Origin of the sequence: Trichocoleus sp. FACHB-40 (assembly GCF_014695915.1) — a bacterium.
Lineage (GTDB): Bacteria > Cyanobacteriota > Cyanobacteriia > Cyanobacteriales > FACHB-T130 > Funiculus > Funiculus sociatus.
In genome coordinates this window covers 94,398-120,113 of the sequence record NZ_JACJPF010000046.1, presented here as the reverse complement: position 1 = coordinate 120,113, position 25,716 = coordinate 94,398, and the positions used below count along the sequence as shown (strand labels likewise).

Sequence of the window (25,716 nt, the reverse complement as noted above, 5' to 3'; positions counted from 1 at the left end):
TTGGCATTTTTAATTGTCTCAATAGGAAATCGCCACACTTGGAGAACTCAAACAACGACTCTCCCAGTCCGGTTCCTGCCAAACCTGACCATCGAGAGCCAACTGATCAATTAAACTTGCCAAACGCAGAGCCTTAAGCGCCTGTTCGCCACCTACGGAAGGTTGTTTACCACCCCGCACACAACTAACAAAATGCTCTAACTCCGCGTGCAGTGGCTCAATATTACTGGTATAAACCTTCTCAATTAACCCATCCTGCCGATAAAGCACCTGCCCATATTCCGTCATATAATTGGCGGTTGTTTGCCGATGAATCAGAATTTCATTATTGAGAAAATCTGCCTCAGTAAGGGAATTTTTGCAATGGGCAGCAATCCGGCGAATTTTGCGGTGTGTCACCTTACTGGCTGTTAACGTAGCCACAATACCATTAGCAAAGCCAAGGGTCGCAGTTACATAATCTAAATAACCAGAATCAGAAGCACGACTACCACTAGCTGTCAACTTAACCACTGGCGCAGCTGCCAGTTCCAGTAAAAGATCGATGTCATGAATCATCAAATCCAAAACCACAGAGACATCGTTAGCCCTTTGAGAATAGGGACTCATGCGATGAGCCTCTAGAGCCAGCAATTCTTCTGTTTTCAGAACCTTGCTGAGTTCTTGAAAAGCCGGGTTAAAACGCTCAATGTGTCCCACTTGTAGAATACAGTGAGAATCGGCTGCCGCATTTACCAGAGATTCAGCCTCGGCAATATTGGCAGCAATTGGCTTTTCAATCAAGACATGAATCCCTGCTTGCAGACAGGTCATTCCCACATCGTGATGCAGCCTTGTGGGAACAGCAATGCAAACGGCATCTACATATGGGATTAAGTCATGATAGTCTTCAAAAAAGCGGACGCGATATTTACTTGCAGTGTCCAAACCCCGCTCAACATTAATATCTGCCACACCAATCAGTTCAACGTCTTTAAGGAGACTTAGAACGCGGGTGTGATGCTGCCCCATATTGCCTACTCCAATTACGCCAATGCGGATTGGTTGCGGCTGGTTGCGCTGTAAATGAGCCTCTGGGTATCTTCCTGATATGCTATCTTGCACTCCTGTATGCTCCTCCACCACCTGTATATAGGTCAATTAGCAATAGTTACTTGCCTGAGACGATCCAGATGGTACCATAGTGCCTTCATTTGTGAAGAATTTCAAAGCTCTGTCTAAATTCATAAACTATAAGTCAGATTTTAACTTCTCTTCCATTGTGTTGAGGTTTGTAAATTTGATGCAGGCGGATGTGTCACTTTCTTTCCCGTCCATTTGGGGAGGAGTCGGTTGCTAGGAGAGGACGGAGAGCCTGTCAAGATTCGGTAGGGTAGGCTCTCCGGCCTGTCATTAGTTGTCGGTTGTCAGTTGAAACTGACAAGATTAACAACAGCAAGAAAATATGTTGACGGGGAATTGATAAGTGAAAGCGGTTGTTTTGTTGTCTGGGGGGTTGGACTCATCGACGGTGTTGTACCAGGCAAAGGCTGAGGGCTGCAAGTTGTACTCTCTGGCGTTTGATTACCAGCAGCGACATCAGCGCGAGTTAGAGTCAAGCCGGGCGATCGCTCGTTTAGCTGGTGTGGTAGAACATCAGGTAGTGACCTTTGATTTGCGTCTATGGGGCGGCTCTGCGCTCACAGACAGCGCCATTGAGGTGCCAGAAGGGCGATCGCTTGATGAAATGAATCAAAGTATCCCCGTCACCTATGTACCTGCTCGGAACACCATCTTTTTGAGCTTTGCTGTGGCTTATGCAGAAACCATTCAAGCCCAGCGAGTTTATATTGGTGTAAACGCTTTAGATTATTCCGGTTATCCAGATTGCCGTCCCGACTATATCCAGGCGATGCAAGAAGTATTTCGGCTGGGAACAAAACAGGGACGAGAGGGAGAGCCAGTTACTATCATCACGCCCCTGATAGACCTCAAGAAAACGGAAATCATCCAGCTTGGAAATCAGCTGGGCGTACCTTGGGAGCAAACTTGGTCTTGCTATGTTGGTGGCGAGGTTGCTTGTGGTGTTTGCGATTCTTGCCGATTGCGTCTGGCTGCTTTTGCAGAATTAGGGCTAGAAGATCCGCTTCCCTATGCGGTAAGGAGTTCCCAGCAATAACCGGAAGTCTTCTAAAAGATTTCTTGCTCCTCTACTCCCCTAATTTCTTTCTCCTCTACCTGTTTGCGACCCTGATCCCCATCATCCTCTGGTTTCCCTGGCTCCTGCCGATGAATGCGAATTTGGTGCAGGCGTGGCCCCTCGGCAGAAACTACTGTTAGCTCAAGGTTGTCATAATGCAGGGTTTCGCCTTGGAGAGGAATTTTTTGATATTGGTAGAGCAGGAAGCCGCCTAAAGTTTGATATTCATCAATTAAGGGAAAGTTCAGATCCAGAAGTTCGTTGACTTCTTCTAAGTTCATCTGTGCTTGCACCAGAAAAGTTTGCTCATCAAGAATTTGCACAGTTAACTCTTCTGTGTTCTCGGAGTTTGGCTCGGAGCCGATGATTTGAGCAATCAAATCTTCAATTGTCACTAATCCCGCGGTACCACCAAATTCATCTACAACGATGACCATTGCTAGGTGACTTCGCTGCATCACCGGTAATAGTTCACTCAAAGGCTGACCTTCTTGCACAAATCGGGCGGCGCGAATCCAAGGCTGAATCGGTGTATCCAGCTTCAGCTGACCTTTTGCTAAGGGTTCTGCTAACTCTTTGAAGTAAATAATGCCCCGAATATCGTCGAGGGATTCGCCAGTGACGGGATAGCGGGAGTGACCGGAGGTGGCAATTTCATCCAGCAATGTCTGGAAGGTGGCATCATAGGGAATGGCTTCAATGCTGGTACGGGGAACCATCACTTCTCCTGCCAAGACTTCCCCAAATTCAAACACGTTGTTGAGGAGTTCTCGCGCCTCGGCTTCTAAACCAGTAGACTCGCGCTCGGTGGTGATAATCATTTGCAATTCTTCTGGCGTGACGCGAGTATACCAGCCTTGACCAGTGTACTGAATGCCGACCAGCCGCAAGAGCAAGCGAGTTGATTGGTTGAGAATCCAGATGAACGGGTTGAAGAAACGCGCGATCGCTCTTATTGGGAGTCCCAAAAATCTTGCCAGCTGTTCCGAGTAAAGGAGTGCTACGGATTTCGGAGACAACTCGCCTAAAACAATTTGCAGATAGGCGATGAGGAAGAATGCGACTGGCAAAGAACAAGAATGGGCGATCGCCCGGTTTACTTCCTGTGACAGCGGCAAATGCGCGATCGCTCCCGACACTAAAACTGCCATCGTACTCTCGCCAATCCAGCCCAATGCCAAACTAGAAAGTGTGATACCCAGCTGAGTAGTAGATAGCAGCTTTTCTATAGTGCGTTGCAGGTTTTGGACGGTTCGCGCTTGGACATCCCCAGCTTCGACTAACTGGTTAATACGCGATCGCCGCACCGAAACCATCGAAAACTCAGCTGTGACAAAAAAACCATTGATTGCAATCAGCAGTAGCACCGATAACAATCTCAGCAGAATGTCTTGCCCGGTGAGTTGAGGAAAAACATTTACCTGCAAAATCACCAAAACGGGAGTAACCATCCGTAACGAGGGTATTAGGTATTGGGCAAGTGAGGCAGAATTAAAAATCCCAAATTAAAATTTAAAAAGAAATTTTTAATTTTTAATTTCTTACTGCACCACGGGAATCCCAGACATTTTCAGCTGGAGTTTTTGGTCGGGATAATCTGTCAGAGTCAGAGAAAGCTGCTTGGCATCTTCTAGTAAAGCCGAGGGAATACTCACTGTCCCAGAAAAGTTTTCCCCATTTGCAGGCAACTCACCCGGCAACCCTTCAGTCACAGCGCTCAAGGCACGACCCTGATCGTCCGTCACATTCAAGAAACTATAGAGAAACCTCACAGCAGAACCGGACTCATTCTTTAAGCTTACATTCAGCAACAAAGAACCGGACTCTTGACGCGCCCCGCGCACCTCCAGCTTAACGCCCTTGTCCTGACTTGTAATCGGGAACTCTTGCTGGTTAGTTTGGGCCTCAGGAGTCTTAGTCTCGGTAGTAGGTTCGCGATCGCTCTTTACTTCCTCTTCCTTCTTTTCAGTCTTAGCGTTTTTGCCTTTCCCACTGACTTGTGAGTAGACATTATTCAGGATATCCGCCTCGCGCAACATTGCCACTCCTTCCTTGCCCAGAGTTGCCCGCTTGCTACCAGCCAGTTTATTGGTAGGACGCACATCCGGCTGCGTCACTCCTTTTAGGGCTTCATGCCCCACAGTAAACCCCCAGATCGCACTCACAAAGCCAGCGCCTAACATCATGGCAAGTAAAACTAACGTGAGGGCGACAGTTGCATTCAGTTTCATTGGTTGTTCAAGCTATAAAAATTGCCACAACAGCGACTTACTGCTATACATAGCTTCTAACTGACAGCAGTGGAACCTATGATAGCGAATCTGTCAATGCCACGCCGATAATTTATCTCATTTTTAGCAAACAGCGCTTATAATTTTATATCAGGAATATTACTCTTTATTGGCGAACGAGTAGACGCAAACACTGTATCTGTAATACAATGGCAGTCGAAGCCGGGTAAATCCCAGCAGATTACCTAGTCTATTAGGCTTGCCCTAAAACAACATCGAGTATGTATCTTTGACTGATTCCTGAGGCAACAGAGTAATACTCGACACTTACACGTTTACTTTACGGCAGTTGGCCGAGCGGTTTAGGCAACGAACTCATAATTCGTGTTAGGCAGGTTCAACTCCTGCACTGCCGATTACAAATTTATATACCCTTGTCTAGCTTCCAATGGCAGTTAGGAAACAAAAGGGCTATATTATTCCATTGGTTTACTTAAGAAACTAAGGCGGTCAATACAAAGCTGCCCAGAGGTTTTACCCTGCTTATTATATATGCCAACCCACAGACAGTTATTTGTTGCTCCAGCTTTCTAGCATCTTCTCTGACTCGGTAATATTTACTGATTTTATTGGTTAGACAAATCAGATCGCAAAGCTCTTTATTTCTAAGCGATAAATTCGCTTTGGGTGAATTTAATAAAAATAGTCCTGAGTCTCTAAAATACTCAGGACTATTTTTATACCTTTACCGTTTTTAACGAAAAGGCTGTCTTTCAAACACAAATTCACTACCTGTTACCCTAGTGCCACTAACATTGACGTTGACAGTGGGGCTTTGCAAAATCGAAGTATTGAAGGGATTAGGTAAATCTGGAGTGCGAATTATTGGATCGCTAGAAACCTGTTGTTCAAGGAGTTCTCGGTAAAGGATACCAATTCTCTGAGCATCGCGAACGATTTCGAGATCGGGATAAGATGCCCGATCTATACCCCCAACTCCAAATATGAGGTTGAATTGCCTGCGGGTGCTATTATTTTCAAAAAAAGTTTGAGAGTCTTCAAAAAAGGCTCGCTCCACAACATCTGGAATGCCAAGGGTGAAAGGGCTGACAGGTACTCCTACTGGGCTGATAGTGGTTCTTTGTGCGATCGCGCTCTCGGCAATTACACTCGAAGCGGCAGCGAGAACCAACACACCGATTAAATTAGTAAAGCGCATTCCCATATCATTCCTCCACCACTTTTACTCAATCATACCTAGTCTTTAAGTTTAAGATAATTGATGGTCAAATTTTCATAGTTCCACTACTTCTGTGTCCAAGTGATGAGCAACGAAATCCTCCCTCAGACTGATTTAACTTTTTTACCTGCGACTGCCGATTTAACAACGCTGCGCCAGTATCTGCTGGATTTATTTTGCCGTCTAGCTTATAAAGAGGGGGACTTTGTTCTATCTTCCGGACAGCGCAGTTCTTACTACATTAACGGCAAGCAGGTGACACTGCACCCAGAAGGAGCCTTGGCAATTGGTCGTATTTTATTATCGCTGCTGCCAATGGATACTCAGGCAGTTGCGGGCTTGACATTGGGAGCCGATCCCATTGTGACGGCAGTAAGCGTAGTTTCCGCCTATGAAAAGCGAAGTTTACCAGCTCTGATTATCCGCAAAGAGGCGAAGGGACACGGTACAAAAGCATACATTGAAGGGCCGGATCTTCCCGTTGGTGCGAAAGTCGTAGTTTTAGAAGATGTGGTTACGACCGGACAATCTGCCCTGAAAGCAGTTGAGCGTCTGCGAGATGCGGGTTACAGTGTAGACGAAGTAATTTCTCTGGTAGATAGACAACAAGGCGGTGCCGAGTTATACCAGTCTGAGGGGCTGAAGTTTCAGGCTGTGTTTACAATTCAGGATCTTCAACAGCAATATTCTCAAATCAAATAGCGTTTTAAAAACGCAAAGGTACGCAAAGCAATTATTCCTCTGCGTACCTTTGCGTTTTAAATAACTAGCTTTGCGTCACGGGTTCTTTTGCCAAAAACTTCTCCAGTTCTGTCAAAGCATCGGCATCAACCTTAGTCTGCATCGGGCAGAATTTGGGGCCACACATTGAGCAGAATTCAGCAGTTTTGTAAATATCTGCTGGCAAAGTTTCGTCGTGATATTCTTTTGCGCGTTCTGGGTCAAGGGACAATTCAAACTGGCGGTTCCAGTCGAAGTTATAACGAGCCTGGGAGAGTTGGTCATCTCTGTCTCGCGCCCCCGGACGATGCCGGGCAATATCGGCAGCGTGAGCCGCAATTTTGTAGGCAATCAAGCCGTTACGCACGTCTTCGGCATTCGGCAGTCCTAAGTGTTCTTTGGGTGTCACGTAGCACAGCATTGCCGTACCGTACCAGCCAGCCATCGCCGCACCAATGGCAGAGGTAATGTGGTCATAACCGGGTGCAATATCCGTCACCAATGGCCCCAGCACGTAGAAGGGTGCTTCTGAACACTCTTCCATCTGCTTTTTGACATTAAACTCGATTTGATCCATCGGGACGTGTCCAGGCCCTTCTACCATCACCTGCACGTTGTGTTCCCAAGCTTTGCGAGTCAATTGTCCCAGTGTCTTGAGTTCAGCCAACTGCGCGGCATCTGAGGCATCATGCTGACAACCGGGACGCAGGGAATCTCCTAGGCTGAAAGACACATCGTATTTTTTGAAGATTTCGATGATGTCTTGGAAGTGGGTATAAAGCGGGTTTTGCTTATGGTGGTGCAGCATCCACCGTGCCAGAATGCCGCCACCGCGTGAGACAATTCCCGTGATGCGATCGCGCACTAAAGGCAAATGCTCAATTAAAATTCCGGCGTGGATGGTTTGATAATCGACTCCCTGCTGGGCGTGTTTCTCAATTACATGGAGAAAGTCATCGGGGGTAAGCTTTTCAATTGTGCCGTGGACGCTTTCTAAAGCTTGGTACACAGGAACAGTTCCAATTGGCACAGGTGAGGCGTTGATAATTGCCGTGCGAATCTGATCTAAGTTACCGCCGCCTGTGGACAAGTCCATCACGGTATCGGCACCATATTTCACCGCCAGCTTCAGCTTATCGACTTCTTCATCCAGATTAGAAGAGTTGGGGGAGGCTCCGATATTGGCATTCACCTTACACTTAGAGGCGATGCCAATAGCCATCGGTTCTAGGTTGGTGTGGTTGATGTTGGCGGGGATAATCATTCGTCCCCGCGCCACTTCGTCCCGAATTAGCTCAACTGGGAGATTTTCCCGCTGTGCCACATACTGCATTTCTTCAGTAATGACACCCTGACGAGCGTAGTGCATTTGAGTGACATTGCTCTGCCCGTGACGCTTGGCGACCCATTCTGTCCGCATATTGATTTCCTCTATTAACAGCTTCCCTCCGCTGGTATTACCCAGTCTCAGGTTCTAAGGGACTATCTCAGCCTGGTTGTTTCAGGCACCCCTAGCTATGGTTGTTGATTGTACCACTTAGGTCTGGGGAAGACTCCTTGGTTGTAAAAACTTGATGTTTTGTATCACTCTGTGAGGTAGCAGATGTCTTGGCTTGACGGGAATAGCTGGCGAAACTTTAACTGGTGTCATAATAGACATCAATATTTGGACTGAGCGCGCTGGATTGTCCAGAAAACAATCTTGCTTTTTCAAAATGCGTTTATGTAACAACGAATATAGAGGAAATTGCTAGTTATCAATTGAGAGTTTTACATGTAACTTCACTTTCAACGAGATTTTCCCAACATATACTTACGTGCAATTAATAATTATTAAAAAAAACTCATAGCCAGCAATCTAACATAATTAGATGATTGTTCAATAAAACCAAGTATAAATAATTAAAAGATTAAATATGGAAACCTATATGAATTATACTTAATCTCTAGCATTTCTAAATAATTCGTGAAGACGAGATCCCCGACTTCTTTAAGAAGTCGGGGATGTGAAGGACTAGATAACAACTCGAATAGGATTGCTATATTTCGATACCTGAGAACCAGTAATATGGAAAAAAGTCCTCTAAGATACCCTGGAGGAAAATCTAGGGTATTTGAAAAAATAATATATCATATTCCTCTAGACATTGAGGAATTTAGAGAACCATTTGTTGGGGGTGGTTCGGTTTTTTTAGGGTTTAAGCAAACGCATCACCTTTTTCCAATACGTTACTGGATAAATGATTTGAATTATGATTTATACTGCTTTTGGAAAAATGCTAAAGACAAAATTGAAGAATTAGTAGATGCAATTATGCAGTTCCGCCAAAAGTATGCGAATGGTAGAGATTTATACGCTTATTTTACAGATCAAACCAATGTTTACACTGAATTTGATAGAGCGGTTCGCTTTTTCATTATGAATCGTATCACTTTTTCTGGAGTAGTTGACTCAGGAGGCTATTCTCAAAAAGCTTTTGAACAGCGGTTTACTGAATCTTCTATTGAAAGACTGAGACAAATTTCTCCCCATTTATCAGAAGTTAAGGTAACGCATGGGGATTATGAAAAATTGTTGTTTGAAGATGGAGGAAATGTCTTTTTATTTTTCGATCCCCCATACTGGAAAGCCACAAAATCGAAGTTATATGGAGTGAAAGGAGACTTACATACTTCATTCGATCACGAACGATTTGCAGCTAATTTGCAAAAATGCAACCACAGGTGGTTAATTACATACGATGACTCGCCAAAAATCAGGGATCTATTCAGCTTTGCTAAAATAACGGATTGGGAGTTACAGTATGGAATGAATAATTACAAAAAAGATTTTGCAGCTAAAGGAAAGGAATTATTTATAAAAAATTATTAGTTATTTGTACTTAGGTTAACAACCTAGCAACCTGTATTTCAAGTAAATATACTAATAAAAAGAATAGATGATATGAAGCTGCTAAGGATGCAAGCAGTAAACAGTATAAATAGTTATAAAAAAAGAACCAGGCTACAAGTTTAAGCGATTGCGTTTCTGTGAGTTTCGGGGTACGAGAGCGATCGCATCCACTCAGCTTGGGTAATTTCAGTATAATTACTGATTATTTTAAATTTATACCAATTACATAATAGCTATAGTTATCCAGAGAATTTCAAATGGTCAACGCAGCATCTGATAGCTGGAATGAGAGAGATTTTTGGGAAAATGTAGAAACTCAGTTTGAAGAGAAAGTCCAAGATTTCTCTAAAACTTTGAATATAGCTGTCATCGGTAAGGTTAGTTCCGGCAAAAGCTCATTAATCAATGCACTGCTAAAGTGAAGTCGTAAAAAGGCTATAGCCAATGTGGGTGCTGAAGCTGGTGTAACTACTAAACTAAAAGTGTTGCGGCTAGATGAACGAGTTAGATTAATAGATTCACCAGGACTTGATGATGTCCGTGCAGAGAATAGTGAGATTACACGAGAATTTTTAAAACATATTGATGTAGGCATACTCGTTGTAACTGGTGCTTCAGATGCCTCTCAGAAAAGATACTTAGATGACCTTCAATCGCACTGTGATTCTGTATTTGTAGTGCTGAATAAAATCGACGAGTGGGATCGGCTAGATCCCTCAGCTTTAGAAAAGGTTATTAATCAGTGGAAACAGGCACTTCAGATCGAAAAAATTTACCCAGTGTGTGCATTCGGCTACGATCCGGGAACTCGTCCTGAAATTCCACTAGATATTCGTGGTGTTTCCGGGCTTCGGGAGGATCTCCAAAATTTTTTAGCTTCAAAGGGAAAGGATCTACTACTTGCCCGCCACATGGATGATAAAAAATCCTCTGCGACCACTATCATAGTGGGGGCATTAGTTACAGTTGCTGTTCAAGCATTTATTCCTGGTGGGGCAGCTCTTATGACAGCTACACAAGCTGCCGCAATTGTTTCCTTATACTATCTTTACACTGGTGAAGTTCTTTCCTCGAAAGCTGCCTTTGCCATACTTCCGGTAGTTGCTGTTGAAGCAGCTGGAACATCTCTTTTTATCTGGGTTCAATCATTCTTGCCACCAACAGGAGTTGTTAATATTGCAGCGGCAGGTATTGCTGTTAGTATTACTGTTGCCATCTTAGCTACTATCAATTCCATACTTGCAAGTGGAGCAAAGCTTGAGGAGGAAGAACTCCTTAAGTCAAAATTCCGAACTTATCAAAAGCAAACAGTAATGGCTTTAAAAGATTTAGCATTGACAGATGTAAAGGATTTGCCATCTTGGAAAGCGATTATCGAAAAAATTATCTAGACAAGGTTCATTGATTTAAACAACAGCGATCGCATCCACATATCCCTTCGCCTAGGCACAAGTTAGACATTTCCGAAAGCACGATCGCTCTCACGGCTAATTACACCTCATCAGGATTAATTCCCATCTGGCGTAAACGTTCTGCTAATCTTTCAGTCCGAAGGCGTTCTTGTTCAAGTTGCTCATCGCTACTCAGCAAGAGATTTCCTTGTGCATCCCACCAACGTAACCAAGGCGCTTCCATATTTCTATATTGTCCTTGCCAGATGCCTAACTCAACGCCCATTGCAGAAATTGGATAGCGATCGCGCTCATTTGCTTTCATGAGTTCATAGCGACCGTCCACCAGGTGATACACTTCCACTGAGGCTTTCTTCACCTCATAAATGCCATAGAAAGGGACGCGAATTGCCTGTTCATATACCCAAAATTTGCCAGTAATGGGTGTATTGTCTCGTTCTTCGGAACCATCCCCAGAGACAAATTCCAGCACTATTAATGGTGCAATATATTCCTGCCATAAGACGTAAGAACGACGAAACTGATCGTTCAGCATCGGCGGTACATTGGGAACGTAAAACCAATCTGGTGCTTCTGCGCCTTTTTCTGGAGGTTCGGTGATGCGCCAATATATGCCACAATCTTGACCGATAGCGTATTGATTATCGGGATGAAGTTGCTGCAATATAGGTCTAATAGAATCAGTTAGTAGAATGCTTTGAGGATCTTCTTGGAAGTTTTTCCCGAAAGTACCGTTCGAGTCGGGCAACTCCGTGTGATCTGGAAGATGGGTAATGTCTAGTTCGGGGGAGTTGGCAAGAGTCATAGAACTGCGTATTTTGGAGAGAATTATATCTATTTTAGGTTTGGGTAGGAGCGCGATCGCATCCTAAAAAAGCCGGATAAATTGAAATTTATCCGGCTTCCGATTCTGGTGGTGATGCCTCTAAAGATGCCAATTTTGCCTTTCTTGATTGCCTCATTGATTCCCCGACTGTGACATTGAGTTGGTCGCCGATTAAAAGTACCAAAGAACTCATATAAAGCCATAGCATTAACACGATCACAGCACCCACTGCGCCGTAAGCTCTGTTGTAATTGCCAAAGTTGGACACATAAAGCCGAAACAAAGCTGATATGATCGCCCAAGATACTGCCGCCACTATTGCCCCCGGCATAATTGGCGTTCCTTTAACCCAGCGGCTGGGGCCATAACGATAAATAAAAGCAAAAGCTGAGGCGACGATTATAAGCGCCATAGGCCAGCTAAAAAGCCGCCAAATTGCTAGCAATCCTGACCCTAAAAGCCCACTTTGATAAGCGACGAATCGCACAATTAGATCGCTGATAAATACGAGAAAGGAAGCTGTAATTAATAGTAAAATTGTGCCAATTGTTAGTCCGAGAGAAATTAACTTGGCTTTCCAAAAGGGTCGAGTTCGCTCAGGGGGGATTTGATGGATTTGATCCAGGGCGTTCATAGCGGCACTTAAGGCCCCAGAGGAAGCCCAAATTGCGGCAAAGAAGCTGATGGAAAACAGCCCTTGATTTCTAGATTGGCTAATTTCTTGGACGAAACCTTCAATCAGAAAAAGAACTTCTTTAGGGGCAACCTCACTTAATTGACCAGCCAGCTGGTCAAAGGTGGATGTTGAAAATTCAAACAGCCCAATGGCGGTTAGGATAGCCAAGATAGCAGGAAACAGAGCTAACATGGCGTTGTATGCCATTTCTGCTGAGTGACCCGTTAACCGCCTTTGGGCTACCCGCTGGAAGGTTTTCTTTAAGGTTGCCCAGCCCAGATGTCGAAAGAAACGGAAAAAGCGCAGCGATCGCATTATTTTGGTTTTGGCTACAACGTTTCCTATAATGTGCCAAATCAATCGCCAAGGTTACAGGGATCGGGCGAAATTATCCATAATGTTTTATTAGGATTGGACAAATTTTGCAGAATCGATCGTTGCAACGGATGAGGAGCTGTTTTTAATGAGCCACGAGGTATCGCAGTGGTTGAGTGAAATTAAGGCGCTAAAACAGCAAATAGTAGAGTTAGAGCGCGATCGCGATGCGGCGCTAGAAAGTGCTGCATCCTGGCGGCAGCTGTACGCTACAGAAGCGCAGCAACGCCGAACTGAGGCACGTCTTGCTCAGCAACAGATTAAAAAGCTCACAAGCCAACTACAGCAAATCCAAAGTTTGCCACAACCCAAGGCGGACGATCCTGGTGCTGTGGCGGCGATTGTAGAGGAAGTGGAACAGCTGCAAAACTTTGAGGAATTGAAAACGAAACTGATGGAGGCGATGGTTGAGCGCGATCGCCTTGCAATCGACTTAAAATCTGAACAGGCAAGTCATGCTCAAACCCGTAAAACTCTCACTACGGCTATCGGGGATACTTTAGATAGACTTAGCCGCGAACGCATGACTCGCCAAGAAAGTCCAGCGTCAGGAGTCAATGGTCAGTGGAAAAGCAAACAACCACCAACAACTGACAACTGACAGATGTATCGCCTGTCATTGCTAGGACAGGCGATACCAACTGACATTAATTATTTAAAATCCCATTGCCTGAGCCACTGCTGCTACTTCTGGCTCAATTCCCTGCTTAAATGAATTTTGGGAGTGTTTAATCGCCGTATCTGGGTCTTTAAGGCCGTTGCCCGTGAGGACGCACACTACGGTAGCGCCCGCAGGAACTTGGTCTTTCACCTTTAGAAGTCCGGCGACGGAAGCAGCGCTGGCGGGTTCGCAGAAAATGCCTTCTTGTGATGCCAACATACGATAGGCATCCAAAATTTCTTCCTCTGTCACTGCTGCGAACTGCCCAAGGCTTGCTTGTTGAGTCGCGATCGCTTTCTCCCAATTTGCCGGGTTACCGATCCTAATTGCTGTTGCCAAGGTTTCTGGATTCGTCACTACCTTCCCCGTAACTAGAGGAGACGCGCCAGATGCTTGAAATCCCATCATTCGAGGCAAGCGATCACATTTCCCGTCTTGATGGTATTGACAAAAACCCATCCAATATGCTGTTATATTCCCTGCATTGCCTACGGGAATGCAGAGCCAATCAGGGGCATTTCCCAAAACTTCTACAATTTCAAAAGCCGCCGTTTTCTGTCCTTCCAAACGGTAGGGGTTCACCGAGTTTACCAAAGTGACCGGATAACTCTGTGCCATTTCCCGGACAATTTCCAGCGCTTGGTCAAAATTTCCCTTAATTGCCATAACTTCCGCCCCATACAGCAAAGCCTGGGCTAATTTGCCCAAGGCTACGTACCCATCGGGAATGAGTACAAATGCCCTCATCCCGCCGCGACGGGCATAGGCTGCTGCTGCTGCTGAAGTGTTCCCGGTACTGGCACAAATTACAGCTTTTGCCCCGGCTTCCTTCGCCTTGGAAATCGCCATCGTCATCCCCCGGTCTTTAAAGCTACCAGTGGGGTTGAGACCATCGTATTTTACAAAAACTCGTACCTGTTTCCCGATAATTTGCGCGATCGCGGGAACGGGAATCAGCGGAGTATTGCCTTCCAGCAGCGTCACCACTGGCGTTGTTTGTGTAACAGGCAGATATTGCCGATACGCCTCAATTAGTCCAGGCCAACTGGGGCGTTCAGGGGTGCCGTTAACGGCAGGAGAATTAGTCGCAGATACAGTTACCACAGCAATCAATCGATTTTTGATTTTTGATTTTGGATTGATCCTATAGCTAAAGCTATGGGCTTGGAGATTTTAGATTTTACATTTACGATTTGTGACCTAATTAAAGGTTTCTACCGATGTTCTTTCCAATCCAAAATCATCGGAGGCGGAGCTGGAACCTCCGCAAAATCCAAAATCGGCTTGGTCAGAGGGGGGTTCAGGGGACAATTATTGCTAGTCCCCAGTCCCTAGTCCCTACTTAATTCCGAATTCCTTCTGGCTTCGGGCTTCTGACCTCTGTATCCTGACTTTTGACTTCTGGTTTGGGGCGCTTGACCAGCTTTGGCTTGGAACCTTGACGGTCGTCCAGTGGCATTTCTGCCTCATTTGACAGCCAAGAAGGACGAGTCTGATCGTAAACAATTTGCAGTGCTGCTGCTGCGATCGCGTGAGCGTCGTATTCTTCACCTAGCTGCGCGACCACTGGCAAGAAGGAAGCCATGCGTTCGCCGCTCAATACTTCCCGTACCTGAGCTTGCAGTTTTTCCAAACGCCGCCCTTCAATTTCCGCCCGTGTGGGAATCGGGACAATTTTCAGGGTTTGGCGGACTTTCCGCTCAATTAGCACCAGCTTGCGCCGATCCATTGGCTGAATCAGAGAAATAGCTGTTCCGCCATTACCAGCGCGACCAGTACGGCCGATCCGGTGGATGTAGCTTTCTACGCTATCGGGTAGATCGTAGTTAATTACGTGGCTCAGGTGGTCAACGTCTAAACCGCGTGCGGCAATATCTGTTGCAACCACCCAGCGCACCTGATGTTGCCGGAACCGCATTAATAGACGCTCCCGTGCTTGTTGATTCAGGTCACCGTGGTACTCGTCTACACTGTGTCCAGCGGCTTGCAGCTGGTTGGTGAGTTCTGCTGCGGTGCGTCGCGTCCGCACGAAGATCAAAGCAGATTCGGGATCTTCTAGTTCCAGGATGGGCAACAAGGCTCTGGATTTTGACCAGCCCCGCGGCACCATGTAGACTACTTGGTTAATTCGCGATGGAGCTGCTTTGGGTTGCTCCACTGTGAGCATAATAGGCGATCGCAGGAATTTAGCGATCAGCTTCTGAATTGTGGGAGGCATCGTGGCAGAGAAAAATGCCGTTTGCCTTTCCGATGGAACTTGCTTGAGGATGGTTTCCACATCATCAATAAAGCCCATGCTCAGCATTTCATCAGCTTCATCCAAAACCAAAAAGTTGACTTGATCCAGCTTGAGGTCGCCTCGATTTAGCAAGTCGATCACCCGTCCTGGTGTTCCCACCACAACTTGCACGCCCTTTCTCAGGGACTGGATCTGGCGGTCAATCGATTGACCACCATATACTGTTAGCACTCCCAAGCGGCGCTCGCTTGTGAAGGTGCGAATTGCTTGCGAGACTTGCTGCGCCAGCTCTCGTGTCGGTGTCAAAATTAAAGCTTGGACTGCGGGATTTTTGATATCTACCCGCTCCAAAATTGGCAGCGAAAAAGCAGCTGTTTTACCAGTTCCAGTTTGTGATTGTCCTACCACATCCCGGCCTGCCAGCATCTGCGGAATCGCTTGTGTTTGAATTTGCGTGGGCTCAGTAAAGCCTAGTTTTTCTAGCTGCTGAACACGGGCTTCTGATAGTCCCAAGCTTGTAAACGAAAGAGTCATAGTTGTTTGTTCTTAGTTAGTACAGTGTGCAATTTCGCAGTGAAGCGATTGTTAGCAAAGCGCCTGAATAATAGAGATAGGGGCGCGTAAGAGCAGTATGAAGTTTGAAGTATAAAACTATCTTTTATCTTTATGCTTCAGCCTTCATTTTTTAGCATGAGAGCTTTTATTCTTGATCCTTCAGCCTTCAGGATTGAGCGACGACATGACCATATAAGTCGTAGATGTCAGCGTCTGTAATTTCTACAGATACTATCGATCCCAGAGGAGCATCGCCTTCAACGTACACTAATCCATCCACCTCCGGGGAAAACCGGGTCGATCGACCAATTAGTTCGCCTGTCTCTGGATGTTCTTGCTCAATCAAAACATCCATTACCTTACCCACTTGGGCTTGATTTTTCTTCAAGGATATCGGCTGTTGGACTTCCATCAGAGCATCCCGGCGTGCCTCCATCACTTCTTGGGAGAGTTGAGAGGGCAAGTTGTACGCTGGGGTTCCTTCCTCTGGTGAGAAAGTAAATACACCTACATGGTCAAACTCATGCCGTCCGACGAACCCCAGCAGATGTTCAAAATGTTCATCTGTTTCGCCTGGGAATCCGACAATGAACGTTGTCCGCAGCACAGCATCGGGAAGCGCTGTTTTAATCCGGTCAATGATTTGGTCATTAACCTGTCCTTGCCAAGGTCGGTTCATGGCGCGGAGGATGTCCGGATGAGAGTGCTGTAAGGGTAAATCTAGATAAGGCAATACGTTAGGTGTCTCCTGAATTGCTTCTATCACCTGGGGCGTTAGACCAGTGGGATAGGCATAGTGCATCCGAATCCAAGGAATGTCCACTTTCCCTAGTTCCCGCAGGAGTTGAGCCAGTTTTGGCTCTTTGTAAATATCCAGACCGTAGTTTGTGGTGATCTGTGATATGAGAATTAACTCCTGTACGCCTTCAGCAGCTAGCTGTTGGGCTTCGGTAACGATGGATTCAATCGAGCGCGATCGCTGATTTCCCCTGAGATGAGGAATTATGCAAAACGCACAGCGGTAATCACATCCTTCCGCTACCCGCAGGTACGCGACACCTTCTGATGTCGTGCGGTAGCGAGGTGTCGTTTCATCGGCAATGTAGGTCGGCTCAGATGAAACCTGTTTGACCCTCTCGCCGTCTTCAACTCTTTGAATCACATCGACGATTTTCTGATAATCGCCGCTGCCCACGACTGCAACCGCTTCTGGTAATTCCTCCAGCAGTTGCTCTTGGAAATGCTGCGCCATGCAGCCTGCGATCACAATTTTTTTATTCGCTTCCGCCAGTTCTACCAAGGTGCGGACTGACTCTGCCCTTGCTGCTTCAATAAAACTGCATGTATTTACTATAACATAATCTGCTAATTCTTCATTAGTATCTACTTGGTAGCCTGCCTGTACCAGCAGACCCAGCATATGTTCGGTATCTATTCGGTTTTTTTCACACCCCAAGTGGGATATCGCAATTGTTGGCTTATTGCCCATGCCGTTTGTAAGCAAAGTTGTAGGAAAAAAATTTGTTAGTTCGTTCAAGGCTAAAATATTGTAACTTAATTTAACGCACAGCGGTGTACTACCTAGCCAAGTGTGCCAGACTGGGAGGAAAAAGGCAGATCGTGGAAATGCAATTAGCCTTGGTGAGAAAGTACCTTGATTTGCTTTCCCCAAGGGGTTAAGAGCTAATTCTAGTTGAAGCTCCCTACCCTGCCTTGTGGACAAGGGTAGAGATTTTAAAAGAATGCCCCAAGGAGCCTTACTTTCAATCGATGCTCCAATCTAGTAGCTACTGGCGATCAAAAATGATCAAGGGGTAGACCCGCTTAAACAGATAAAATTCTATAGAGGCATCATCCGAGGTGCGATTCATTTCACTACTATTTTTGCAGACGCTGGAGGTTAGCCTACAGGTGTGGCAAAAATTCGTCGGTGTTTTCAGGTAGACAAGTGGACTTAAATCAAATCTTCAAGACACCGAACCCAATTATTGGCGTGGTTCATCTTCTGCCGCTGCCGACATCCCCTCGCTGGGGGGGAAGCCTGAAAGCGGTTATCGATCGGGCTGAGCAAGAAGCGACAGCGCTGAGTGCTGGGGGCGTGAACGGCATTATTGTAGAAAATTTTTTTGATGCCCCTTTTACGAAAAACCAGGTAGATCCAGCTGTTGTCAGTGCGATGACCCTGATTGTGCAGCGGCTGATGAATTTGGTAACACTACCAGTGGGGATCAATGTGTTACGCAATGATGCTCATAGCGCGATCGCGATCGCATCCTGCGTCCAAGCCCACTTTATCCGGGTCAATGTCCTCACAGGCGTGATGGCAACCGACCAAGGACTGATCGAGGGAGAGGCGCATCAACTGCTGCGCTACCGTCGAGAACTAGGCAGCAATGTCAAAATTTTGGCAGACGTTTTGGTAAAACATGGTCGCCCATTGGGTTCCCCGAATCTAACAACAGCCGTACAAGAGACAATCGAGCGAGGGTTAGCAGATGGTGTTATCCTCAGCGGTTGGGCGACAGGCAGCCCGCCCACTCTCGAAGACTTGGAACTGGCAAGCGCCGCAGCCAATGGCACGCCAGTATTTATTGGCAGTGGAGCCAGCTGGGAAAATATTTCGACGCTGATGCAAGCAGCAGACGGCGTAATAGTTTCCAGTTCTCTCAAGCGCCACGGGCGAATTGAGCAGCCGATTGACCCGATTCGCGTTAGCCAATTTGTGGAAGCAACCCGACGCAGCGTTCCAGCAAAATCGGAACAAAAGTCAGTTTCCTCTGTCAGTTTGTAGTTGTTAGTTGTGAAATCAATTGTTAGTTTTTAGTTGTGTATTAACCCGAAAAACAACAACTAAAACTTTTTACGTCTTAATACCTCAGCTTGCGCTTACAGTCCTCATACCTCATTACTGATATGAGTCGCCGACGTTCTACTCCTTGGATTCATCGCTGGTCGCGCCTTCTAATAGCTGCGATCGCTCTTTTAGGTGCCTTAGTAACTGGTTATCTTACCGTTGTTAAGTTAACAGGAGGTGCAGCCGCTTGTCCCACCACCGGCTGCGAACAAGTCCTCTCCAGTCCCTACGCAACCGTCTTTGGTGTACCTCTAACTTTGTTTGGTTTGCTGGCTTATATCGGTATGGCGGCTTTCGCCCTAGCGCCAATGGCAGTCAACCCAGCCGAAAAGAAAGACCTGCACTCGAAACTAGATAACTGGACTTGGCTGCTGCTTTTTGCTGGTGGCACTGCCATGACCATTTTCAGCGGCTATCTACTGTATTTGCTGGCATTTGAAATTAAAGCCGTTTGTCTGTATTGCCTTGCCTCCGCCTTGTTCTCCTTTAGCCTGTTGGTGCTGACGCTGATAGGTCGTGCCTGGGAAGATATCGGGCAACTCTTCTTTACTGGTATTGTGGTTGGCATGGTGGCGCTAATTGGCACTCTGGGTGTCTATGCCAGCACAAAGTCATCGCTGGCGACGAACCCGATAGCTCCCAATCAAGATCCCAGTGCAATCCTTAATCCAGTGGGTTCGCCCCAGCCTGGGATTGGCTGGGAAGTTACCACCAAATCCGGCCCTGCTGAAATTGCTCTGGCGCGTCATCTCAACCAAATTGGAGCCAAGATGTATAGCGCTTACTGGTGTCCCCATTGCTACCAGCAAAAGCAGCTGTTTGGTAAAGAGGGTTTCAATGAACTCGGCCTAGTTGAGTGTGCTGCTGATGGAAAAAACGCACAGCCAGATGCCTGCGTCAGTGCTGGGATTAAAAGCTACCCAACCTGGCAAATTAAGGGTCAACCTGTCGCTGGTGTCCAATCTTTGGAGAAACTAGCCGATCTATCCGGCTATCAAGGCCCCCGTAATTTCAATTATTCTTGGCCCGCTCCTTAAAAAAGTTTGTGTCTAGAAGCCTGGTAAACCGCCCGCTATGCCAGAGCCAGAAATGCTTCTAGCTCTGGCAAGGGAGGGCTGCTATTGGAGGCGCAAGTTTTGCAGCGATCGCTCATACAGATATTCCTACCACTATTCCATCAAGCTATAGCACCATAGTCTATATAAGAAAATTGAACTTTTGGCAAAATCGTGCAGCCAACCCAGATAGTGAAACAAACTTTATGGGCAAGACTCAGGCAATGGTTCCATCAAGAGCGCAGAGTCCTACTTACCTCCTCGACTGTAGCGAGCTGCGTTATCATTCTGCGTTTTGCTGGATTTTTGCAGTCCTGGGAATTGTCTGCTTTAGACCAAGTATTTCGTCTGCGTCCCCCAGAATCTCCCAACGAGCGAATAGTTATTGTCGAAATTAATGAAAAAGACTTGCAGCAGGTGGGACAATGGCCCATCCCTGATGCTGTCATGGCAACTTTGTTGCAGAAAATAAATGCCTTCAAACCTCGCGCTATTGGACTAGATATTTATCGCGATCTGCCAGTCAAACCCGGTTATAGGGAATTTATCAAAGCTTGTGAAACCATCCCCAACTTGATAGGGATAGAACTACTTCCAGATGAAAAAAGCTTAGGTGTCCCACCTCCACCGCCGCTGAAGGTGAACAACCAATTTGGTTTTAATAATGTTGTCGTTGACCCTGATGGCAAGGTACGCCGCAGTCTTCTGTATTGGCACGTGGATGGCAAACGGCATACAAGTTTTGCGCTCCAACTGGCTTTAATCTATCTCAAGGCGGAAGGCATTACCCCCAAAGGATCGCGGGTTAATCCCAGGTATTTGCAGATGGGTCAGGCTGTGTTTCGCCGCTTTGAGTCCACTGACGGTGCTTATGTGCAGGCTGATGCCAAAGGATATCAGATTTTGGCAAACTTTCGCCGGCCCTCTAGCTTTCGGATTGTCTCCATGTCAGACATTCTCTTCAACCGCGTAGAACCTGGCTTGTTGCGCGATCGCGTTGTTTTGATTGGTTCAACCGCCTCCAGCCTTCAGGATTTCTTCTACACCCCTTACAGCAATAATCTCGTCAAGGCCGCACAGCCCATTTCTGGCGTTGAGTTGCACGCCGATTTCTTAAGTCAAATCCTCTCCGCCGCCCTCGATGGACGCCCCTTAATCAATACCTGGTCTGACCTAGTAGAAGCTTTGTGGATTTTCGGCTGGTGCTGGATTGGTGCCAGTGTTAGTTGGCGATTGCCTTTTCCCAAAAAGTCGGTTATCAGTATGTTTTTGGCGGGTACGGGTCTGATTGGTATCTGTTATCTCGCCTTTTTAATTGGTTGGTGGATACCTATTATTCCTCCTTTGCTGGCGTTAAATGGATCTGCCCTTGTCATCACAGGTCATCTAGCCTATCTCAAGGAAGAATTAAAACGCTCTAAAGACTTTTTGCAGACAGTGATTAATACTATTCCTGACCCAATTTTTGTCAAAGACACAGAACATCACTGGATTATATTAAATCAAGCATATTGTAAGTTCAGCGGTTATCCCCTGGAAATATTAATTGAGAAATCCCCTTATGACTTTTTCTCTAAACACGAAGCTGATGTTTTTTGGGAGAACAACGAACGGGTTTTCCAAACTGGTAAGGAGCAGGAAAATGAGGAGGAATTTACCGATGCCTTGGGAAATACTCATCTGATTGCCACCAAAAGGTCGCTTCACAAAGATGCTGCTGGCAATATATTTTTAGTCGGTGTGATTCGCGATATTACTGAGCGCAAGCAGTTGGAAGAAGAACTGAAGCGAACAGCAGCAGAATTGACCCGTGATAACGCTGAACTAAAACAGGAAGAAATGCAGTTGCGTCATCTTGCCTATCACGACCCGCTAACAGGCCTACCCAACCGGCAACACTTCCACGACTGCTTGCATCAGTCTCTGCAATGGGCTAATAGCAATAACCAGTTGGTTGCGCTTCTATTTCTTGACCTGGATGGCTTTAAGCAGGTTAATGATAGCCTCGGACATGATAAGGGCGACTTGCTGCTAAAAATTGTAGCCCAACGGCTAAAGGCTTGCTTGCGCGGCAGCGATACCGTCTCGCGCTTGGGGGGCGATGAGTTTACGGTGATTCTTCCAGCTATTAAGAAAGTGCAAGATGCCGCTACAGTAGCAGAAAAGATTCTAGAAACTCTCTCGCGCGCTTTCGTGCTGGATGGAGATACCGTTTTCGTAACGGTCAGTATAGGTATTAGCGTCTATCCCCTCGATAGTAATGAGCTAAATACGTTAATTAAAAATGCCGATTCCGCTATGTACCGTGCTAAAGAACAGGGTCGGAATCAATTTGTATTATCTTAAGTTTTCCGGTTCCTGCTGCCATGCGGAATTTGAGGTGCTTTATAAGGGGAAACGCTCATGTTTGGCGCTTCCCTGTAAGCGCCAACACTAAATCGCTGTAAGCATTGCCAGTCCTATATACGTGCAAGTGCTGTGTCAATACTTCTCGGATAAGCGACTATGTGAAACCAAGCAGTAGCCTGGACGCGCTACTAAAATTTTTTCTAACCGAGAAGTATTGAGTGCTGTGTTCTTACAGGAACGCGAAAACGCGGAATTTTGCAAAATCTACCCTTGGGAGCATCCTCTTAATTCAATCAACAATATGTAAGAATAATATAAGTTTTTTAAATACATCTTAAAGATAGATGTGTAATTGTCTTCACTAAGGTAAAGAGGTTTTTTCCTGAAGAAGATAAAAATTTAGATTATTATAAATTTCCGGAAGAGTGGTTATTACTCCGGAATAGTGGTTATTACTATTGTTGAAAATACTGAAATGCTAAACATCTTTCATCAGCATCTGGGTTGAGATTTCGCTCTCAGAATTTGAGAGTGCAAAAGCAATAGAACAACTTGTATACCTTTAGACGAGTTGACTTTAACCATTTCTAACTTTACAGAATCTTTATAAAAGAACTATCTTTTATGAAAAGAATGTAAATGAAATATTTCTTAAAAATGCCACCGGATTCTGTCATCGGTATATATACTGATAATACTGACACTTCCAAAAGTGGCGCTCCATCCAAAAGTTTAGGAACTATAACGGGTGTTATGAGTAAATGCCGCAAACTCACAGGAATAGCAACTTTACTAATAGGGTTGCAATTGTTTATCCCTCAGATAGCTGCCGCAAAAGTAAATATCATTGTGGCTACCGATAGCCAGTCAAACAGCTTGTCGATTGACGCTGATGCTAAAAATTCGCTGAAGTCTGCCGTGGAAACGGGGGCAGAACAGCCCTACGATCCAGGTGATAATGGTGGCCCCAGCACGACCCAAGGTGGAGGAAGACGCTAAAGAAAGCCACAGCGCGCAGCGTCTGGTTGGAAAAAGGCAAAAGTTAAAAGAAAGAAATTTGTTTTGTGTTTTGTTGGGATTAGTTTTTTAATAAAGACGATTTCCACAAACGGTTTTTTTGAACTAAGGTGTGGACTTGCCAGCTTGGTAAGACTTCAGAGAAGTCAGTTCGGTAGTGTCCTCCTCGACTTTCGGTGCGAAAAGCAGCACTTTTCAGGATGAGGTATGCCACATCTAGTAAGTTATAGGTTTCTCCCCAGGTTCGTACAGATGAGGTGGCGTCAGGTAAATTGAAGCTGACAGTTTGACCGGGGGTTAAATTTAGCAGGTACTGACTCAAAGAAAGGGCAGCAAATTCTTGTTGCCAAACTTCTATTTGCGCGATCGCATCCTCTAAAACTTCCTGTGACCGACAAATTCCAGCACTTTGCCATACTAAGCGTGGTAACTCTTGCCGCAAAGTGGCAATTTTCTCTATATCTGAAGGATCTAGGATGTTGAGCGAAGGATGAATTAATTCTTCATTTATCTTTGAATAATCATCCTTGATTATTTCCAGCTTCGCCAGTTGAGCGCCAAACACCAAACATTCCAGCAGCGAGTTACTGGCGAGACGATTAGCACCATGAACTCCGGTACTTGCTGTTTCTCCGACAGCATATAAACCGGGGATTGAGGTGTGGTTCATCAAATCGGTGGCGACACCTCCCATCCAATAATGAGCAGCTGGCGCAACGGGAATCGGTTCCCGAAAAACATCAATTCCCCAGCGTTGACAAACCTGAATAATATTCGGGAAGCGGTGGCGAATTTTCTCTTCGGGGATTGGGCGCAAATCCAAGAAAACGTGACCTGTAGAAGGATCGGCGGCAATTTTCTGTAAGTGGCTGAAAATAGCCCGACTGACCACATCTCTAGGGGCGAGTTCACCAGCGGGGTGATAATCAAAGGCAAATCGTCGCCCGACCGAATCTACCAAATGAGCGCCTTCGCCGCGTACTGCTTCGCTGATCAGAAAACGAGGCGCACCCGGTTTAGTTAAGGCGGTGGGGTGAAATTGGACAAATTCTAAGTCGCGGAGGATAGCACCACTCCGCCATGCGATCGCTACCCCATCTCCCGTACTCACAGATGGGTTAGTCGTCTGAGCAAATACTTGACCGCCGCCGCCTGTCGCCAGCACCACAGCACCCGCTCGTACCCAGCTTACATGACCTTGATAGACAAGGCTAATTCCCTGACACCGCTTGCTTTCGGGATTAAGCCACAGACTCAAAGCAAATGCCTGAGATATAACCTGAATATTCTTTCGCTTTAGGACTTGCTCAGTCAGAGTAACAATTATTGCCCTACCCGTTGTATCAGCAGCATGAAGTACGCGAGGACGAGAGTGCGCCGCTTCCAAAGTCATAGCTAGTTGGCTTCCTTTGCGGTCAAAGGCGACACCCATATCCACCAGAGAGGCGATGCAATCAGGTGCCTCTTCTACGAGAAACTTCACCGCTTCCAAGTCACACAACCCAGCACCAGCGAACATCGTATCCTCAACGTGCAAAATCGGTGAGTCAGAGGGAGCGATCGCTGCTGCAATGCCACCTTGCGCCCAGTCGCTGGCAGAAAGGGGCAGGTTATCTTTGGTAATTAAGCCCACTTGATAAGATTCTGGTAGGCAAAGCGCTGCATAGAGTCCAGCTGCACCAGCACCTACTACTAGGACATCAAACTGGGTGGGGATATTTATTTCCGGTAAAGAATCAAAGTTTTTTGGATTCAACGAAAATTTCCTTGCTACTTCCACTAATGATAAATAACCCACTCCCCTAGAGGAGTGGGTTATTAAAACGGCTTACCTACTAACGTGGTTTTTAGTAGTAGCCGTTGTTATAGCGATCGCCACCTTCGACAAAGGTTTCGTCCACTTCCGTTACCGTGAAGTTATCCAGGTTAGCTTGCAGCCGTTCTTTTTGGCTTTCGCTTAGCCCGGCAATTTTCAGGACATCCTCCACATTCTTGTATGGAGCATTATCGACAACCTTCCTAGCCAATGTCGGGTACATTCCGGGATATTGCCGAAAAGCCCGCACGTTGGTATTGTTCAAATCGATTTTTTTACCGAATTCAGTGGCTAGTTTATCGTCCGCGCGATTCCGTAGCTTCTCTAGGGGAGCCTCAACTGCTGCCAATACCGATGAAGAGCGCAGTGTTACGCCCGTCAAATCGGCTGCATACGCATTTTGGGTCAGCCCCAGCCATCCCAGGCAGCTCACCAACAAAGCCAACACACTCACTAGACGAACCAATCGTTTCATAGTCTTCCATCCTCCTAACACAGCATCTTTGAGGATATTATCTCCTCTATTAGTTTAATTTTTGTTTTCTATTTTCTCATCTTATGGCAGCATGGGGATACTTGAGACTCCCAAACCATTAGCAGGCTTGTAGTCTAACCAAA

Annotated in this window: 22 protein-coding genes, 1 tRNA gene and 1 riboswitch; of the genes, 11 read left to right on the top strand and 12 right to left on the bottom strand. The window is 46.1% G+C overall.

Translation table 11 applies throughout. From position 1 onward, the window contains the following. Positions 1-18: 18 nt before the first annotated feature. Positions 19-1,092, bottom strand: coding sequence for a Gfo/Idh/MocA family oxidoreductase (locus H6F63_RS09335; RefSeq protein ID WP_190444339.1), 1,074 nt, complete (start codon positions 1,090-1,092; stop codon positions 19-21). A 373-nt stretch (positions 1,093-1,465) separates the two neighbouring features. On the opposite strand from H6F63_RS09335, the gene queC reads away from it, so the two are divergent. Continuing rightward, on the top strand, positions 1,466-2,158 hold the full coding sequence (queC, locus tag H6F63_RS09330; RefSeq protein ID WP_190636774.1) for a 7-cyano-7-deazaguanine synthase QueC: 693 nt from the start codon (positions 1,466-1,468) through the stop codon (positions 2,156-2,158). Between the two features lie 11 nt (positions 2,159-2,169). Here the strand turns inward: queC and H6F63_RS09325 are convergent, their stop codons facing one another. Both H6F63_RS09325 and H6F63_RS09320 read right to left on the bottom strand, forming a co-directional pair. After that, the gene (locus H6F63_RS09325) at positions 2,170-3,630 is read right to left on the bottom strand and encodes a hemolysin family protein (protein ID WP_190636772.1); all 1,461 of its coding nucleotides are present in this window, start codon (positions 3,628-3,630) and stop codon (positions 2,170-2,172) included. Between the two features lie 90 nt (positions 3,631-3,720). After that, positions 3,721-4,410, bottom strand: coding sequence for a hypothetical protein (locus tag H6F63_RS09320; RefSeq protein ID WP_190444187.1), 690 nt, complete (start codon positions 4,408-4,410; stop codon positions 3,721-3,723). A gap of 343 nt (positions 4,411-4,753) precedes the next feature. Between H6F63_RS09320 and H6F63_RS09315 the strand changes: the two genes are divergently transcribed. Then, positions 4,754-4,826: transfer RNA gene (locus H6F63_RS09315), tRNA-Ile, on the top strand. A 338-nt stretch (positions 4,827-5,164) separates the two neighbouring features. On the opposite strand, the gene H6F63_RS09310 is transcribed toward H6F63_RS09315, so the two are convergent. Next, positions 5,165-5,635, bottom strand: coding sequence for a hypothetical protein (locus H6F63_RS09310; protein ID WP_190636770.1), 471 nt, complete (start codon positions 5,633-5,635; stop codon positions 5,165-5,167). A gap of 99 nt (positions 5,636-5,734) precedes the next feature. Here H6F63_RS09310 and pyrE point away from each other — a divergent pair, with 99 nt between their 5' ends. Then, positions 5,735-6,352 (top strand): orotate phosphoribosyltransferase, encoded by a 618-nt coding sequence (gene pyrE / locus H6F63_RS09305; protein ID WP_190636768.1) that lies wholly within the window; start codon positions 5,735-5,737, stop codon positions 6,350-6,352. Between the two features lie 64 nt (positions 6,353-6,416). On the opposite strand, the gene thiC is transcribed toward pyrE, so the two are convergent. Next, entirely contained in the window at positions 6,417-7,790 is a 1,374-nt protein-coding gene (gene thiC, locus H6F63_RS09300; protein WP_190636766.1) for a phosphomethylpyrimidine synthase, read from the bottom strand. A gap of 6 nt (positions 7,791-7,796) precedes the next feature. Beyond that, a riboswitch (TPP riboswitch) is annotated at positions 7,797-7,893 on the bottom strand. A 545-nt stretch (positions 7,894-8,438) separates the two neighbouring features. Here thiC and H6F63_RS09295 point away from each other — a divergent pair. The 3 genes from H6F63_RS09295 (at position 8,439) to H6F63_RS09290 (ending at position 10,654) form a co-directional block, all read left to right on the top strand. Next, positions 8,439-9,242 carry a DNA adenine methylase gene (locus H6F63_RS09295; RefSeq protein ID WP_190636764.1) on the top strand — a complete coding sequence of 268 codons (804 nt, stop codon included), beginning with the start codon at positions 8,439-8,441 and terminating at the stop codon, positions 9,240-9,242. 278 nt (positions 9,243-9,520) lie between these two features. Then, positions 9,521-9,685, top strand: a complete 165-nt coding sequence (locus H6F63_RS29325; RefSeq protein ID WP_199297898.1) for a hypothetical protein — start codon at positions 9,521-9,523, stop codon at positions 9,683-9,685. A gap of 24 nt (positions 9,686-9,709) precedes the next feature. Then, positions 9,710-10,654, top strand: coding sequence for a dynamin family protein (locus tag H6F63_RS09290; RefSeq protein ID WP_347276782.1), 945 nt, complete (start codon positions 9,710-9,712; stop codon positions 10,652-10,654). A gap of 100 nt (positions 10,655-10,754) precedes the next feature. Here the strand turns inward: H6F63_RS09290 and H6F63_RS09285 are convergent, their stop codons facing one another. Together H6F63_RS09285 and H6F63_RS09280 are read right to left on the bottom strand one after the other, a co-directional pair. Further along, positions 10,755-11,480, bottom strand: a complete 726-nt coding sequence (locus tag H6F63_RS09285) for a Uma2 family endonuclease (protein ID WP_190636761.1) — start codon at positions 11,478-11,480, stop codon at positions 10,755-10,757. Positions 11,481-11,568: 88 nt separating this feature from the next. Then, positions 11,569-12,492: a YihY/virulence factor BrkB family protein gene (locus H6F63_RS09280; RefSeq protein ID WP_190636759.1), complete on the bottom strand. Its 924-nt coding sequence runs from the start codon at positions 12,490-12,492 to the stop codon at positions 11,569-11,571. Positions 12,493-12,640: 148 nt separating this feature from the next. Between H6F63_RS09280 and H6F63_RS09275 the strand changes: the two genes are divergently transcribed. Further along, the gene (locus H6F63_RS09275) at positions 12,641-13,153 is read left to right on the top strand and encodes a hypothetical protein (RefSeq protein WP_190424285.1); all 513 of its coding nucleotides are present in this window, start codon (positions 12,641-12,643) and stop codon (positions 13,151-13,153) included. A 54-nt stretch (positions 13,154-13,207) separates the two neighbouring features. Here the strand turns inward: H6F63_RS09275 and thrC are convergent, their stop codons facing one another. The 3 genes from thrC to rimO all read right to left on the bottom strand — a co-directional run bounded on the left by thrC (position 13,208) and on the right by rimO (position 17,496). Continuing rightward, on the bottom strand, positions 13,208-14,317 hold the full coding sequence (thrC, locus tag H6F63_RS09270) for a threonine synthase (protein ID WP_190636757.1): 1,110 nt from the start codon (positions 14,315-14,317) through the stop codon (positions 13,208-13,210). A gap of 238 nt (positions 14,318-14,555) precedes the next feature. Next, positions 14,556-15,986 (bottom strand): DEAD/DEAH box helicase, encoded by a 1,431-nt coding sequence (locus tag H6F63_RS09265; RefSeq protein ID WP_190444176.1) that lies wholly within the window; start codon positions 15,984-15,986, stop codon positions 14,556-14,558. 187 nt (positions 15,987-16,173) lie between these two features. Beyond that, positions 16,174-17,496 carry a 30S ribosomal protein S12 methylthiotransferase RimO gene (rimO, locus tag H6F63_RS09260; RefSeq protein ID WP_190636897.1) on the bottom strand — a complete coding sequence of 441 codons (1,323 nt, stop codon included), beginning with the start codon at positions 17,494-17,496 and terminating at the stop codon, positions 16,174-16,176. A gap of 459 nt (positions 17,497-17,955) precedes the next feature. Here rimO and btpA point away from each other — a divergent pair, with 459 nt between their 5' ends. The 4 genes from btpA to H6F63_RS09240 all read left to right on the top strand — a co-directional run bounded on the left by btpA (position 17,956) and on the right by H6F63_RS09240 (position 23,264). Beyond that, positions 17,956-18,798, top strand: a complete 843-nt coding sequence (gene btpA, locus H6F63_RS09255) for a photosystem I biogenesis protein BtpA (protein WP_190424277.1) — start codon at positions 17,956-17,958, stop codon at positions 18,796-18,798. Between the two features lie 122 nt (positions 18,799-18,920). Further along, positions 18,921-19,898, top strand: coding sequence for a vitamin K epoxide reductase family protein (locus H6F63_RS09250; RefSeq protein WP_190424275.1), 978 nt, complete (start codon positions 18,921-18,923; stop codon positions 19,896-19,898). A 207-nt stretch (positions 19,899-20,105) separates the two neighbouring features. Further along, positions 20,106-22,262, top strand: coding sequence for a CHASE2 domain-containing protein (locus tag H6F63_RS30925; protein ID WP_190636895.1), 2,157 nt, complete (start codon positions 20,106-20,108; stop codon positions 22,260-22,262). Positions 22,263-22,904: 642 nt separating this feature from the next. Continuing rightward, entirely contained in the window at positions 22,905-23,264 is a 360-nt protein-coding gene (locus H6F63_RS09240; RefSeq protein WP_190636755.1) for a hypothetical protein, read from the top strand. A gap of 79 nt (positions 23,265-23,343) precedes the next feature. Here the strand turns inward: H6F63_RS09240 and nadB are convergent, their stop codons facing one another. Both nadB and psbU read right to left on the bottom strand, forming a co-directional pair. Next, complete coding sequence (nadB, locus tag H6F63_RS09235) at positions 23,344-25,038, bottom strand: L-aspartate oxidase (protein ID WP_190636752.1); 1,695 nt, start codon at positions 25,036-25,038, stop codon at positions 23,344-23,346. A 91-nt stretch (positions 25,039-25,129) separates the two neighbouring features. Next, the gene (gene psbU, locus H6F63_RS09230) at positions 25,130-25,573 is read right to left on the bottom strand and encodes a photosystem II complex extrinsic protein PsbU (RefSeq protein ID WP_190434738.1); all 444 of its coding nucleotides are present in this window, start codon (positions 25,571-25,573) and stop codon (positions 25,130-25,132) included. Between the last annotated feature and the right edge of the window lie 143 nt (positions 25,574-25,716).